Annotated in this window: 12 protein-coding genes; 8 read left to right on the top strand and 4 right to left on the bottom strand. The window is 41.9% G+C overall.

Features of this window, described 5'->3' with window-relative positions; all coding sequences use genetic code 11:
- Window positions 1-60: 60 nt before the first annotated feature.
- A complete protein-coding gene (def, locus tag BLR82_RS03010) occupies window positions 61-612 on the bottom strand; it encodes a peptide deformylase (protein WP_074597510.1) in 552 nt (183 codons plus the stop codon).
- A gap of 239 nt (window positions 613-851) precedes the next feature.
- On the opposite strand from def, the gene BLR82_RS03005 reads away from it, so the two are divergent.
- From BLR82_RS03005 to lpdA, 5 genes are all read left to right on the top strand, one after another.
- Window positions 852-1,595, top strand: coding sequence for a YkyA family protein (locus BLR82_RS03005; RefSeq protein WP_245693632.1), 744 nt, complete (start codon window positions 852-854; stop codon window positions 1,593-1,595).
- 777 nt (window positions 1,596-2,372) lie between these two features.
- Window positions 2,373-3,455 carry a pyruvate dehydrogenase (acetyl-transferring) E1 component subunit alpha gene (pdhA, locus tag BLR82_RS02995; RefSeq protein WP_074597508.1) on the top strand — a complete coding sequence of 361 codons (1,083 nt, stop codon included), beginning with the start codon at window positions 2,373-2,375 and terminating at the stop codon, window positions 3,453-3,455.
- Between the two features lie 3 nt (window positions 3,456-3,458).
- Entirely contained in the window at window positions 3,459-4,436 is a 978-nt protein-coding gene (locus BLR82_RS02990) for an alpha-ketoacid dehydrogenase subunit beta (RefSeq protein ID WP_074597507.1), read from the top strand.
- Between the two features lie 28 nt (window positions 4,437-4,464).
- Window positions 4,465-5,760, top strand: coding sequence for a dihydrolipoamide acetyltransferase family protein (locus BLR82_RS02985; RefSeq protein ID WP_074597506.1), 1,296 nt, complete (start codon window positions 4,465-4,467; stop codon window positions 5,758-5,760).
- 3 nt (window positions 5,761-5,763) lie between these two features.
- Window positions 5,764-7,173, top strand: a complete 1,410-nt coding sequence (gene lpdA / locus BLR82_RS02980; RefSeq protein ID WP_074597505.1) for a dihydrolipoyl dehydrogenase — start codon at window positions 5,764-5,766, stop codon at window positions 7,171-7,173.
- Window positions 7,174-7,860: 687 nt separating this feature from the next.
- Here lpdA and BLR82_RS02975 read toward each other — a convergent pair.
- Both BLR82_RS02975 and BLR82_RS02970 read right to left on the bottom strand, forming a co-directional pair.
- Window positions 7,861-8,241: a hypothetical protein gene (locus BLR82_RS02975; protein ID WP_074597504.1), complete on the bottom strand. Its 381-nt coding sequence runs from the start codon at window positions 8,239-8,241 to the stop codon at window positions 7,861-7,863.
- A 368-nt stretch (window positions 8,242-8,609) separates the two neighbouring features.
- Window positions 8,610-10,151, bottom strand: coding sequence for a glycine betaine uptake BCCT transporter (locus tag BLR82_RS02970; RefSeq protein ID WP_074597503.1), 1,542 nt, complete (start codon window positions 10,149-10,151; stop codon window positions 8,610-8,612).
- 375 nt (window positions 10,152-10,526) lie between these two features.
- Between BLR82_RS02970 and BLR82_RS02965 the strand changes: the two genes are divergently transcribed.
- Window positions 10,527-11,411, top strand: a complete 885-nt coding sequence (locus tag BLR82_RS02965; RefSeq protein WP_074597502.1) for a polysaccharide deacetylase family protein — start codon at window positions 10,527-10,529, stop codon at window positions 11,409-11,411.
- Window positions 11,412-11,498: 87 nt separating this feature from the next.
- Here the strand turns inward: BLR82_RS02965 and BLR82_RS02960 are convergent, their stop codons facing one another.
- Complete coding sequence (locus BLR82_RS02960; protein WP_139186906.1) at window positions 11,499-12,971, bottom strand: aminotransferase class I/II-fold pyridoxal phosphate-dependent enzyme; 1,473 nt, start codon at window positions 12,969-12,971, stop codon at window positions 11,499-11,501.
- A gap of 184 nt (window positions 12,972-13,155) precedes the next feature.
- On the opposite strand from BLR82_RS02960, the gene BLR82_RS02955 reads away from it, so the two are divergent.
- Both BLR82_RS02955 and BLR82_RS02950 read left to right on the top strand, forming a co-directional pair.
- A complete protein-coding gene (locus tag BLR82_RS02955) occupies window positions 13,156-14,133 on the top strand; it encodes an NAD(P)H-dependent flavin oxidoreductase (RefSeq protein ID WP_074597500.1) in 978 nt (325 codons plus the stop codon).
- Window positions 14,130-14,399, top strand: coding sequence for a UPF0223 family protein (locus tag BLR82_RS02950; protein ID WP_074597499.1), 270 nt, complete (start codon window positions 14,130-14,132; stop codon window positions 14,397-14,399). The genes BLR82_RS02955 and BLR82_RS02950 overlap by 4 nt, the downstream gene beginning before the upstream one ends.
- Window positions 14,400-14,504: the final 105 nt, after the last annotated feature.

Here is a 14,504-nt window from a genome sequence, read left to right as displayed (position 1 = left end):
AATGTAAAAGGCTGTCCTACAGGTCATATCAACCTGCCGGACAGCCTTTTTTGTTTATGTTTATTCTATTGGTTTGGAATTTTCCGGTGCTTCGAATGGATTAACTGGATTAATATAATCGTAAAACATAATGCCGTTTAAATGATCGATTTCGTGTTGGAAAACAATGGCTGCATATCCCTTTAGTCGAAGTTTAACTGGATTTCCTTCCAGGTCAGTTGCCTTTACAGTAATTCTTGCATATCGAGGGACATAACCTGGGACTTCTCGGTCAACGGACAAACAACCTTCTCCTGTGGAAAGATACGCTTTCTCAACAGAATGACTGACTATTCGCGGATTGAATAGCCCATAGCTGTATTGTTTGCCATCGAAATCCTCTAAATGGACAGCGATCATTCGCTTTGAAATTCCTATTTGTGGAGCAGCGAGCCCTACCCCTGCACGCAAATTATATTGTTCGGCAATTTTTTCATCCTGACTGTTTTTTAGAAATTGCAACATTTCCTTAAGTGTCTCTGTTTCCTCTTCTGTTGCAGGCAGAGAAACTTCTTCAGCAGTTTTTGTTAAAATCGGATTGCCTTCCCGGACAATATCATCCATTGTTATCATATCTTTCACTCCTAAGCTGCAAACTATGGTGATTTTTAGTTTAACACATTACCGAGAAAAGCGGGAATTGAAATACTTTTCCGGACAAACAAGAATGTTTGAAGGCTGTGCTCATAAACTAAAACTAGGGACATTGCGGTAGGAAAAACCGCTTTATAAACCGTGGAATTTATTATATGATTGAAAACGTAATTGAAACTACATAAAAGATATTCAACTGGAAGATAGGAGGAGAATCATTGCCAAGGAATCGTATTATAATCCTTTTAGGGATGTTATTAGTAGTGCTGGCTGCCTGTAATAGTCAGTCCACGGAAGAAAAAATGTACGAGCATTTAGAGGAGGCAGTTTCACAGGAAGATGGGTTTGCGGAACAACAGCAACCTTTAGTGGAACTCGAGCAGCAGGAAAAAGAGTTATATAATGAAATCATCTCCTTAGGGATGGAAGAATTCGATCAAGTGAAAGAATTGTCAGAGGAAGCTTTGGGGCTGATAGATAAACGGGAAGAGCGACTGAACGCGGAAAAAGAAAGCATTGAATCTGCAAAAAAAGAATTCGATAACGTTAAACCCTTGGTAGATGAATTGGAAGATGACAACGTTCAAACTACTGCCAAAGAGATGATCAGTGTCATGGATGAAAGGGAGCAGGCATACCAAGCATTGAATGAGGCTTACCATTCAGCCTTGGAGCAGGATCGAAAGTTGTATCAAATGTTGCAGCAGGAAGATTTGAAAGAGGATGATCTAAGGTCGCAAATCGATAGGATCAATGAAAATTATGACAACGTAATTGCTGCTAATGAAACATTCAATGAAAAAACGGAAGCCTATAATCAATTGAAGCAAGATTTTTATGAACAGGCAGAACTCAATGTCGAATATGAGAAGCAATCGGAAAGTGAATCGAACAAACAAAGCGAATCGGAAAACGATACTCAAGAAGCCGATCAGGATCAAGAAAGCACAAAGGATGAATAATTAGTTGAACCCTCCACACTGAAACTGGGGGGTTTTTGATTGTCTAAGACTGTTGGTTACCTGAAAATTGTAACAAACGAAACTTCTATTAGTACCTTCATTTCTATCAGGATTCCTAGCACAAATCCCTATATTGATATAGCGATCAATTATCTAACGAAAAAACAAGCAAATTATGTACTAATCTTTAAAAGCAACAAAGGAGAGAAGAAGTCCCATTTAAATATATAGAAAGACCGTGCATGCATGCTTTTTGATCGGCAATCTTTCTTTATCGGGAGGAGGAATTATGTCGGGTGTGTCTCCACTCCATTATGAATTTGCTAAAACCTATTGATACAGTAAGCTAAAAAACTTGAAACAGCTTTAAGATATAATGGAAGGCTGTCGTATTGGCTGATATCACGCCAGGAATTTGCTCTTAGAAAAAAATACAATCCACAAAGGTAAAGTGTTTGACCATCCCATACGAATGAGCTAAAATTAAACCAGAGTGAAAATTGTACCAGTCAATTTAAAGATAAACTATGTAACAGTTTGTTGATTGCTTTTTCAAACGATTAAGTAATTGTAATAAAGGGTATTGTATTTTTATCATAATTGGTACAGATTTTTTAAACTTTGGGGAAGGCTAGAACCATAAAGGAATATTGCCTTTGTGCGTGCTTTCTGTTCAAGTTGCCGAAAAAAGTTGTTTCGGCCCACTCAGTAGTATTACTTACCCCGTATGGGCGGGGACAAATCTAATGGATAAGAGAAAGGAAGAGGTGAGTCGATTTGAAACGTACTCTTGAAAACATCGAAAGCCAATTTGAAACGTTTCGAATTCTGAATGAAGATGGCGAGATCATCAATGAAGATGCCATGCCTGATCTTTCGGATGATGAATTGAAAGAACTTATGCACAGAATGGTCTATACCCGTATCCTGGATCAACGCTCTATTGCGCTGAATAGACAGGGGCGACTAGGATTCTACGCTCCGACTGCCGGGCAGGAAGCTTCTCAATTGGGAACACATTATGCGTTGGAGAAGGAAGACTTTATTCTTCCGGCTTACCGTGATGTACCACAATTGATCTGGCATGGTCTGCCGTTGTATCAAGCATTCTTGTTCTCTCGTGGTCACTTCCATGGCAACCAAATGCCTGAAGGCGTAAATGCACTAAGTCCTCAAATCATTATCGGGGCTCAATACACCCAAGCTGCCGGCGTAGCACTTGGAATGAAGCGCCGCGGTAAAAAATCCGTTGCGATTACTTATACTGGTGACGGCGGTACTTCACAAGGTGACTTCTACGAAGGAATCAACTTTGCGGGTGCTTATCAAGCTCCGGCAATTTTTGTGGTGCAAAACAACCAATTTGCTATTTCTGTACCTGTTGAGCAGCAAACTGCAGCTACGACATTGGCTCAAAAAGCGGTTGCTGCAGGAATTGAAGGAATCCAAGTAGATGGTATGGATGTTTTGGCTGTATATGCAGCAACGAAAGAAGCGCGTGAACGTGCCATTAACGGGGAAGGTCCTACTTTGATTGAAACATTGACTTATCGTTATGGACCACACACGATGGCAGGTGACGACCCGACTCGTTATCGTACAGAAAACATGGATAACGAATGGGAAAAACGTGATCCGCTTGTACGTTTCCGAAGCTTCCTTGAGAAGAAAGGCCTATGGTCGGAAGAGGAAGAAAATAAAGTAATTGAACAGGCAAAAGAAGAAATTAAAGCGGCAATTAAAAAAGCCGACGAACAGCCAAAACAAAAGGTAACAGACCTTATCAAGAATATGTATGAAGAACTTCCTTCCCATCTGGAAGAACAGTTGGAAGAATACACAGAAAAGGAGTCGAAGTAAATCATGGCTCAAATGACAATGATCCAAGCAATTACAGATGCCTTGCGCACAGAGTTGAAAAATGATGAAAATGTGCTGGTTTACGGGGAAGACGTCGGTAAAAACGGTGGTGTTTTCCGTGCCACTGAAGGGCTGCAAGATGAATTCGGAGAAGACCGCGTATTCGACACCCCGCTTGCTGAATCAGGCATCGGCGGTATTTCCATCGGTCTTGCTTTGCAAGGATTCCGTCCAGTACCTGAAATTCAATTCTTTGGCTTCGTTTATGAAGCGATGGATGCTATCAATGGTCAAATGGCCCGTATGCGTTATCGTTCCGGCGGTACAAAGGCGCAGCCTGTTACAATCCGTTCACCATTCGGCGGTGGCGTTCACACTCCAGAATTGCATGCCGATTCTTTGGAAGGATTAATTGCCCAACAGCCTGGTATGAAAGTTGTCATTCCTTCTTCTCCTTATGATGCAAAAGGTTTGTTGATTTCATCCATCCGCGACAATGATCCGGTCGTTTTTCTTGAGCACATGAAGCTTTACCGTTCTTTCCGAGAGGAAGTGCCGGAAGAAGAATATACGATTGATCTTGGAAAAGCCGAGGTGAAACGTGAAGGTGCGGATGTTACTCTTGTAGCTTATGGTGCAATGGTCCATTCTTCTTTGAAAGCTGCTGAAGAGCTTGAAAAGAACGGTGTAAGCGCGGAAGTAATCGACTTAAGAACCGTAATGCCAATCGATATGGATACAATCTTGGAATCTGTGAAGAAAACCAATCGTGTAGTAGTGGTTCAGGAAGCACAACGCCAGGCTGGTATGGCAGCGCATATTATTGCTGAAATTCAAGAACGTGCGATTCTTCATCTGGAAGCACCTGTATTGCGAGTTACTGCTCCTGATACAGTATATGCGTTCTCTCAAGCAGAAGAAGTTTGGCTTCCAAACTATAACGACATAATTGAAAGAGTCAACCAAGTAGTTAATTTCTAAAGAGAACCTGAGATAGGAGGCAATATAAATGGCTTTTGAATTCAAGCTTCCGGATATCGGTGAAGGTATCCATGAAGGTGAAATAGTAAAATGGTTCGTAAAAGAAGGCGACCAGGTCAATGAAGATGACGTGCTTTGCGAAGTGCAAAACGACAAGGCCGTTGTTGAAATCCCATCTCCAGTAGAGGGGACAGTCAAAGATGTGAAGGTGGAAGAAGGAACGGTTGCCGTTGTAGGTGACGTCATTATCACTCTTGACGCAGAAGGTTATGAATCAGAAGACAGTGGAGAAGAAGAAGCTCCTGCAAAAGAAGAAGCGTCTGAGTCAGAAGAAAAACCTGCTGCTGACCAAGAACAGCCTGCTGCAAGTGCAGAGGACAGTGATGAAGATTCTGACAAACGTGTCATTGCTATGCCTTCTGTGCGCAAATATGCTCGTGACAACAATGTAAAAATCGCGAAGGTACAGGGCACAGGCAAAAACGGTCGAGTCACCAAAGAAGATGTGGACAGTTACTTGAACGGAGGACAGAAGCCAGCTGCCGATCAAGCAGAAGAACAACAGCCGGCTGAGGACAAATCTGCTGCTCCAGCTGCTTCTCAAACAGTACCAGAAGGCGAATTCCCTGAAACTCGCGAGAAGATGAGCGGCATCCGTAAATCTATTGCTAAAGCGATGGTTAATTCGAAAACAAAAGCTCCTCACGTAACACTTCATGATGAAGTGGATGTTACTGAGCTGGTAGCACACAGAAAGAAATTCAAAGCAGTTGCTGCCGAACAAGAAATCAAGCTGACCTATCTACCATACGTAGTAAAAGCTTTGGTTTCATCCCTGAGAAAATATCCGATTTTAAATGCATCGATTGATGAAAACACCGACGAAATCGTTCAAAAACATTATTACAATATCGGTATTGCTGCTGATACAGATAAAGGATTGCTAGTACCAGTTGTGAAAAATGCTGATGCTAAATCCATCTTTGCCATTTCTCAAGAAATCAATGAATTGGCAGTCAAGGCAAGAGATGGTAAACTAAGTCCGAATGAAATGAAAGGTGCTTCAAGCACTATTTCTAATATCGGTTCTGCAGGCGGACAGTGGTTCACACCTGTGCTTAACTACCCAGAAGCAGCTATCCTAGGAATTGGACGTATTGCCGAAAAACCTGTTGTACGCGACGGTGAAATTGTGGTAGCTCCAGTATTGACACTATCCCTAAGCTTTGATCACCGTATCGTAGACGGCGCTACAGCCCAATTGGCACTAAATCAAATCAAGCGTCTGTTGAACGATCCACAATTAATTATGATGGAGGCGTAAATTATGGTAGTAGGAGATTTCCCAATCGAATTAGATACACTAGTAGTTGGCGCTGGACCAGGCGGCTATGTAGCCGCCATCCGGGCTGCCCAAACCGGTCAGAAGGTCACCATTGTCGATAAAGGCAATTTGGGAGGCGTTTGCTTAAATGTCGGTTGTATTCCTTCCAAGGCTTTGATTCAAGCTGGTCATCGTGTCGAACAGGCACATGGCGAAGATGAACTTGGAATTAAAGCGGAAAACGTTAGTGTTGATTTCTCAAAAGTTCAAGAATGGAAAGGTACTGTGGTCAATAAATTGACCAGCGGCGTGGAAGGACTTTTAAAAGCGAATAAAGTGGACATTGTTAAAGGGGAAGTTTACTTCGTCGATAAAAATACAGTGAAAGTAATGGACGATAAAAATTCTCAAACGTACACATTTAACAACTGTATTATTGCAACGGGCTCAAGTCCGATTGAACTTCCGACTTTCAAATTCTCCGATCGGGTTCTGGATTCCACTGGAGCGCTTAACCTAGAGGAAATTCCTGAGAAATTGGTAGTGATCGGCGGAGGTTATGTCGGCACAGAGTTAGGAACTGCTTATGCTAACTTCGGAACCCAAGTGACGATTTTAGAAGGAACAAAAGATATCCTTGGCGGTTTCGAAAAGCAAATGACTTCTCTTGTGAAACGCCGTCTGAAGTCTAAAGGTGTAGAAATTGTAACCAACGCAATGGCTAAAGGCGTCGAAGAGACGGATAATGGCGTTAAAGTAACTTATGAGGTAAAAGATAATCAAGAGGTTATCGAAGCTGATTATGTTCTTGTAACAGTCGGCCGTCGTCCGAACACTGCAGAGATTGGTCTTGAACAGGTCGGTATCGAGTTGGACGACAGAGGATTGATTAAAATAGACAAGCAGTGCCGCACAAACGTAGATAATATCTTTGCCATTGGTGATATTGTTTCAGGCCCACCGCTTGCTCATAAAGCGTCCTATGAAGGAAAAGTAGCTGCCGAAGTAATCGGTGGAGAAAAATCCGAGATTGATTACAATGGTATCCCTGCTGTTGTATTCTCCGAGCCAGAATTGGCTACAGTTGGATATGATGAGCAAAGTGCCAAGGATGATGGGTATGAAGTAAAAGCTTCCAAATTCCCATTTGCAGCGAACGGCCGTGCATTATCTCTTAATGATAGTGATGGCTTTGTAAAACTTATCACTAGAAAAGATGATGGGTTGGTCATCGGAGCACAGATTGCCGGTCCAAATGCCAGCGACATGATTGCTGAACTTGGCTTGGCGATTGAAGCAGGAATGACTGCTGAAGATCTTGCACTTACTATTCATGCTCATCCGACACTTGGTGAAATTACCATGGAGGCAGCAGAAGTTGCTCTTGGTTCACCGATTCATATTGCTAAATAATTTTAAATGAAAAAAACTCCAGAAGATCAATCTTCTGGAGTTTTTTTAATGATAAAAGTGTGAGTGCCTCCGGCCCAATATTGGATTTTGGGAGTCCTCTCTGAGGGGCTCGAGCAGTTTAGGGAGCATAAATAAACAAGTAGATCTACCAATCGATTACTCCAAATATTTTTGTTATCAACTGCTAAAAACAAGGCAGATTCTTCTCTATCTTAATTGGAAGCCTGCTTCAAACATTAGAGGAATATCGTCGTATTTAAAATACAATCGAGAGATCTTACAGTCGCTTATATGTCGATTTTACAGGAATTTATCGAGGGAATAACAGTAAGATAAAGGATTTCTTCGGTGTTAAAAATGTTGAGTGTTGAAGGCATGATAATTCATGGCAGCAAGCGGTTAGAGAGACTCTCCAGAGGCGAAACAGCCTAGCAGAGGAATATGAGGAGAGCCCTGCGGAAAAACGGTTGGCTAAGATCCCGCAGTGCGCTTTGCGAGGATGCCCGGGCAGGGAAAGTGAATATATTTCCTTGCGGCATAGGTAAGCTTACTATTTATATTAGGATAAGTCAGTAATAAAGAGAAGGGAGAGTGACAATCACACCACCACATATAAATAGAACCAAAAAAACCACCACCGACTAAAGATTTTAACTTGTCGGAGGCGGGGAAAGACGAGCGTTATTCTTAATTAATTGTTTTTAGCAAATGCTGTAATACTTCTGATTTTTTAGTATCTCCACTTAAAGTTGAAATTGTTTCTCCATTTTTAACAATAACAAGTGATGGATATTCTCCAATTTCTTTTCTTTTAGCGGCTTCTTTTGTTGTTTCTTTCCGCTCTATATTATCCATTTGTTCAGGATATTTGTGTTTTAAATCCAAAATAGCTGTTAAATATTCGTTTTCTATTTTTGGATATGAATTGGTTGAATAAAAAAAGACCTGGTAATCACTCGGTGCGAAACTTATTTCTTCGATTGGATGCTTCGCGTTACAACTAGTTGAAATTAAAATTAAGCCCACAAAAATAAAGGTAAGCCATCTTTGCTTAGTGATATGCCGCACCTTCCTTTTGTTTGATGTCGTATAGCTACATCATAACAAAAAAATCGTCAGTATTAGCTTCTATAACCTAATTGTTAACAAAATGAAACAGGAGTACGGTTTGTGTAACAATATGAAATAAAAACAGCTGTATTGTTGAGAGTGCCATGTTCTTCTGATACAGTGTAGTTTATTTGGCAAGTACATTCACGGGTTATATGAAAAGCGAGAGCAGAAAAAATTGCCGATGGATCAGCTTTCATGCTATGACAGGGAGATATAATTACACTAGAATAAAAACAAAAACCGAACGTTGATTCGAAATAAAGACTCGAACTCGTTCGGTTTTTTTGTTGGCCGAGATCTTTTGGATCCAGCTACTTAACGCTTTATCTATTTTCTTTTTTAGGTCGGCGTAAATCCACTGACGCTGCTTCCTCACGGAAGGACTTGACCAATGAAAACACGACCAGAATCATAATGATTGCAAACGGAAAAGCAGCAATGATAGAAGCCGTTTGCAATGTTTCCAAACCACCTCGCCACAAAAGAATAGCTGCTGCAGCAGACTGGATAATCCCCCAAACAAACTTAACACGGTTTTGCGGATTCAACCCACCGCCTGTTGTCTGCATTCCTAACACAAATGTGGCTGAGTCAGCTGATGTGATAAAGAATGTACTGATTAGCAATACAGCTAGAATCGACATGATTAAACCGAGTGGATAGGACTCCAAAACTGCAAATAAGGCAATTTCTGATCCCATATCATTGACGTAATGAATGATGTCCTGGCCGCCATAGAATTCAAGGTTTATTGCAGAACCGCCGAATACAGAGAACCATAATGCACCAAAAATAGTAGGTACCAGAAGGACGCCTAACACGAATTCTCTGATTGTTCTTCCTTTTGATACTCTGGCTATAAACGTACCGACAAACGGAGCCCATGCGATCCACCAAGCCCAGTAGAATATCGTCCAGCCTTGAATCCAAGTATTATCCTGATCAAAAGGTGTAAGCCGGAAGCTCATATTGACAATATTGGCTGCATAATTCCCGAGAGAAGTCGTGAATAAGTCCATGATGAAATTAGTCGGTCCGGCAAATAGTAAAAACAGCATAAGCAGAATGGCCAATACGATATTTGTATTACTTAAATACTTTATGCCTTTGTTAAGTCCTGTCATTGCCGACAATAAATATAACACTGTTACAATGGCAATTATGATTAATTGCACCGTAATTGTACGGTCTATGCCTGGAAAGATGAAAGCAAGTCCACCGCTTATTTGGATAGCTCCGAGACCGAGTGAAGTGGCCACACCGAAGATGGTCGCAAACACTACGATAAAATCGACAAGGGTGCCCCAGCCGCCTCTTACTTTTTCGCCGAATAATGGCTCAAGAATGGAACTTACCAATCCAGGAGCACCTTTCCTGAACTTAAAGTAGGCAAGGGCCAGTGCGATGACGGCATAGATCCCCCATGGATGCAATCCCCAATGGAAGAAGCTGTAACGCATTGCTGTCCGGGCTGCTTCCGCAGAACCCTCATCAATATTTCCATCTGGCGGTGTATGAAAGTGGGATAGCGGTTCCGCAGCTCCCCAAAACACTAAACCGATGCCCATGCCGGCGCTGAATAGCATAGCAAACCAGGTCAGGTAGTTATATTCTGGGCGATCCTCTGGCTTTCCAAGACGAATATTTCCGTATTTAGAAAAAATCAAGAAAATCGCAAAAACCAGGAATCCGGTTGCTGATAATAAGTAAAACCAGCCGAACTTTTCAACAATGAATCCTTGTACAATACTGGTCACGTTGTCCAGGTTGCCATTAGGCATGGCACTTTCCGGTATGAGACCCCAGACGATAAAAATGATAGCCACAGCAAGAGAAATATAAAAAACTCTAGTTATTTTATTCATTTTCCCTCGTTCCTTTCCTTTATTATTTTGTTAACGTACACCTAGTTGTTAATAAAACCACAATTATGTATTAAAACATAAAATGACCATCTTTCAAAATGGTTTGCAGTTTACCTGGTGATCAGGGAACGGTCTTAATATGTCCATGTTTTTGGAGGAAATTCTTTCATGAATAGGGAAGGGAGGAATGAATTGCTTCGCCAAAACTCGACAGAAATTAACACATAGAATATGATTACCCCTCCTTGGAAGCCACTAAACACTTTAAAAATCCTTCTTTCTCACTAGAAAAATATTGCTTCTAATGGTTCCCAACTTTTAGTGGATTAATTATAATGAGGAGACAGGAAACGACAAACAGCAGGAGGTAATTTTTTGAAGAAGCACAAGATTTTATGGATTGGGATCATCGGCATACTCTTTCTAGCCGGCTGTAGCCACTTATCTACTTCGGCAGGTCCTGACAACAAAGAAAATCAACAAACTGAAAACAAAGAGGATACTCAGGAAAAAACAGATGAGGATAACATAACTGAAGAACAAGAAGAACAGAAGGACCCAGGCAACAGTGAAGAACATGATAAAGAAACAGCATCTCCTGAAAGCGGACCGGATGATAGAGCGATAGAGCCCCAATATGAGCTGACAGATAATTGGTCAATCAAACCGATTAAGGACGAAGCGGAAGAGAATGTGGTCCTCTTGACTATTGACGATGCTCCGGACAAGCACGCTCTCGAAATGGCCAAAACATTGAAAGATTTAGATGCCAAGGCAATTTTTTTCGTCAATGGACACTTTTTAGAAAATGAAGAAAAGAAGAAGGTATTAAAAAAAATACATGAGATGGGATTTTTAATCGGGAACCATACTTACCATCATCAGGCTTTAGTCGATGCCACGGAAGAAGAACAAAAAAATGAAATTGTCCGTTTAAATGATTTGATTGAGGACATCATCGGTGAAAGACCGAAATTTTTCCGCGCTCCAAATGGCCAGAACACCGATTATTCAAAGCAGGTTGCGAAAGAGGAAGGGATGCTTCTCATGAATTGGTCGTACGGTTATGATTGGAATGAGGAATACATGGATGAAGAAGCCCTCGCTGATATAATGGTCAATACGGAATTATTGGGAAATGGAGCCAACCTGCTGATGCATGACCGGGAATGGACTGCTGATGCGCTAGAAGAAATTGTATCTGGTTTACGGGAAAAAGGATATGAAATTGTGGATCCGGGCTTGATAAAAACGAAATAAATAGCAAAGCATCCATCATGTCATTCCTGACCAAATAAAAACCTCACGGGCAGTTATTAAAATCTCCGTGAGGTTTTTTGTGTATCGTTACCTGAATGCTTTATGTTCTTTTATCACTCGGATGGATTGTAACGTTTCGTCCTCCAGTCCTTGAACGGGCAGACCAGTTTTTAAGTTTTCCTGGATATATTGGATGTTTTCTGCGGTAATAATTTCACCAGGAATAAAAATTGGAATACCCGGCGGATAAACCATGATCGATTCAGCGCTAATCCGCCCGGATGCTTCCTGGAACGGAATAACTTCAGTATCTGCGTAAAAAGCGTCTCTGGGCGACATGGATAAAAGAGGTATTTCGGGTATCTTGACGGGTACACTTTTCTGGATGGCATAACTGCTGCGTTCCCATGCCAGTTTATCCAATGCTTCGACAAGAATATCTGTTTCTTCTTCCTTGTCTCCCGGAGTAATAATACAGAGAATGTTATACATATCTGATAATTCCACTTCGATACGATAATGCTTTCTCAACCACAATTCAACATCGTAACCAGTAAGACCGAGGTTTTTAACAGAGATGATCAATTTGGTCGGATCGTAATCAAATGTCGCTTCACTGCCAATTATTTCACTGCCGACACAGTAAAGGTTCGGAATTCGGTTAATGGCGTCTCTTGTTTTGTTTGCTAGATGAATGGTCTCATCGATGAATCCTTGTCCGTTTACTGCCAAGTGCTTCCGGGCAGCGTCAATTGAAGCTAGAAGCAGATAGGAAGTAGATGTGGTCGTAAGCATCGACAGGACGCTCTGAACCCTTTCATGGGAGACCAAGCCTTCTCTCAGGTTGAGTACCGAGCTTTGGGTGAGCGATCCCCCTAGTTTATGAACACTGGTGGCAGCCAAGTCTGCGCCTGCTTCCATTGCAGACACAGGAAGAGCTTTATGAAAATGAATGTGGACGCCATGTGCTTCATCAACTAAGACGGGCACCTCAAAGGAGTGTGCTATCTTGACTATTCTTTTCAAATCGGCAGCAATTCCAAAATAGGTTGGATTGATTACCAGCACTCCTTTGGCGTCCGGATTTGCGCTTAATGCCTTTTCTACTGCTTCAGGCGTAATACCGTGGGAAATACCGAGTTCATTGTCCACTTCCGGATGTATAAATACCGGGGTTGCACCGGAAAAAATAATCGCGGTCGTCACCGATTTATGGATGTTTCGCGGGACGATAATTTTGTCGCCAGGTCCACAAACGCTTAAAACCATAGTCATAATAGCGCCGCTGGTCCCTTGGACTGAAAAAAAAGTATAGTCAGCAGAAAAAGCTTCGGCAGCAAGCTCTTGGGCTTGCTTGATCATACCTTGCGGGTGATGAAGATCGTCAAGGGGTTCAATGTTGATTAAATCGATGCCGAGTGCGTTATCTCCAATAAATGCCCGGAAATCGGGATTCATTCCTGCGCCTTTTTTATGACCGGGAATATGGAACTGAATTGGTTTTCTGTTCATATGATTCACCAATCCAGTAAATAACGGAGTTTGTTCCTGTGAAGTCATCATTCAAAACACACCTCTTTATAGCACATTAATAAGTAGCTAAAATCTATTTTAATCGAAAGTTTTCCATACACTCCACAGAGTGCGCAGTGTATGAGAAATTATAGCAAAACAAACGAAGAATCGCTACTTTTAGAAAAAGAGGGAACGACATGATAGGATAAAGAGAAAGAGGGGGGATAGAATGAAATGGAATACCCGGGTAACGGAGTTATTAGGAATTGATTATCCGATCATTCAGGGAGGGCTTGCCTATTTGGCCTATGCAGACCTGGCCGTGGCTGTATCCGAGGCAGGTGGCCTAGGGCAAATAACGGCAATGAGCCTAACAACTGAAAAACAATTGCAGCAGGAAATAGTAAAAGTGAGGGAAAAGACAGGCAAACCATTTGGTGTCAATTTTTCCATTGGACAGCAGCGCCGTCCCTTTCAAGGGATGGTACAAACAGCAATCAATGAGAAGGTTCCTGTTATAACAGTAACAGGAGGGAATCCTGAACCAGTCCTAATGATGACAAGGGGAACAGGGATTAAAACAGTGGTGCTTGTAGCCGCCAAACGGCAAGCACAAAAAGCAGAGCAGTTAGGAGCCGATGCTGTCATTGTGGTAGGGCAGGAAGGTGGAGGACATATCGGAAGGCAAGACACAGGTACGTTTGTTTTGACGCCCCAAGTAGTAGAAGCTGTATCCATTCCAGTAATTGCTTCTGGCGGTATCGGTGACGGAAAAGGGATGATGGCTGCTCTGGCTTTGGGCGCAGAAGCGGTGGAAATGGGGACAAGATTTATCGCCACCAAGGAATGTATTCATGCCCATCCCGCGTATAAACAGGCCCTTTTAGACGCAGAAGATCGTGATACTTTGGTAATCAAGCGATCACTTGGTGCTCCCGCTAGAGCACTGCGCAATAAATGGACCGAAAAAATAATAGAATTGGAGCAAGATGGACCCGGGTATGAAGTTTTACAGCCTTATATAAGCGGGGAAGCAAACAAACGCTTCATTTACGAAGGAGAGATTTCAAACGGATTTGGATGGGGTGGCCAAATTTCGGCAAGAATAAGCGATATTCCCAGCGTGGAAGAATTAATCAATAGAACGATCAGTGAGGCGGCCGATATCCGAAGAGCTTGGAGTGCAGGAAAGGAGGAAAGTCTGTGAACTATAGCTACCCGATTGAAGAGACCTGGACAAAGCAGGAAATCATCGATGTGGTGAATTTTTATTCCTTGGTGGAGCAGGCTTATGAGAGCGGTGTGAAACGTGATGATTTGATGTTGGCATATACTCGGTTTAAACAAATTGTTCCTTCGAAAAGCGAAGAAAAACAGCTTTGCGGAAAATTCGAAAAGGAATCTGGTTACTCTTGCTACCGGACCGTTAAAAAAGCGAAAGAAGTCAGCACTGGAGAAAAGATAAAAATGTAAATTACATAAATGTATAAACAAAGTGGCCGGGACAAAAGTTTGGCCACCAAACTAAAAATCGTACGAATTCAAAATGCCAATCCAATTCGCTTTGTTCTTATGATT

The sequence above is a fragment of the Sediminibacillus halophilus genome (assembly GCF_900103695.1).
Classification (GTDB): domain Bacteria; phylum Bacillota; class Bacilli; order Bacillales; family Amphibacillaceae; genus Sediminibacillus; species Sediminibacillus halophilus.
This window is presented reverse-complemented; position numbering and strand designations above follow the sequence as displayed.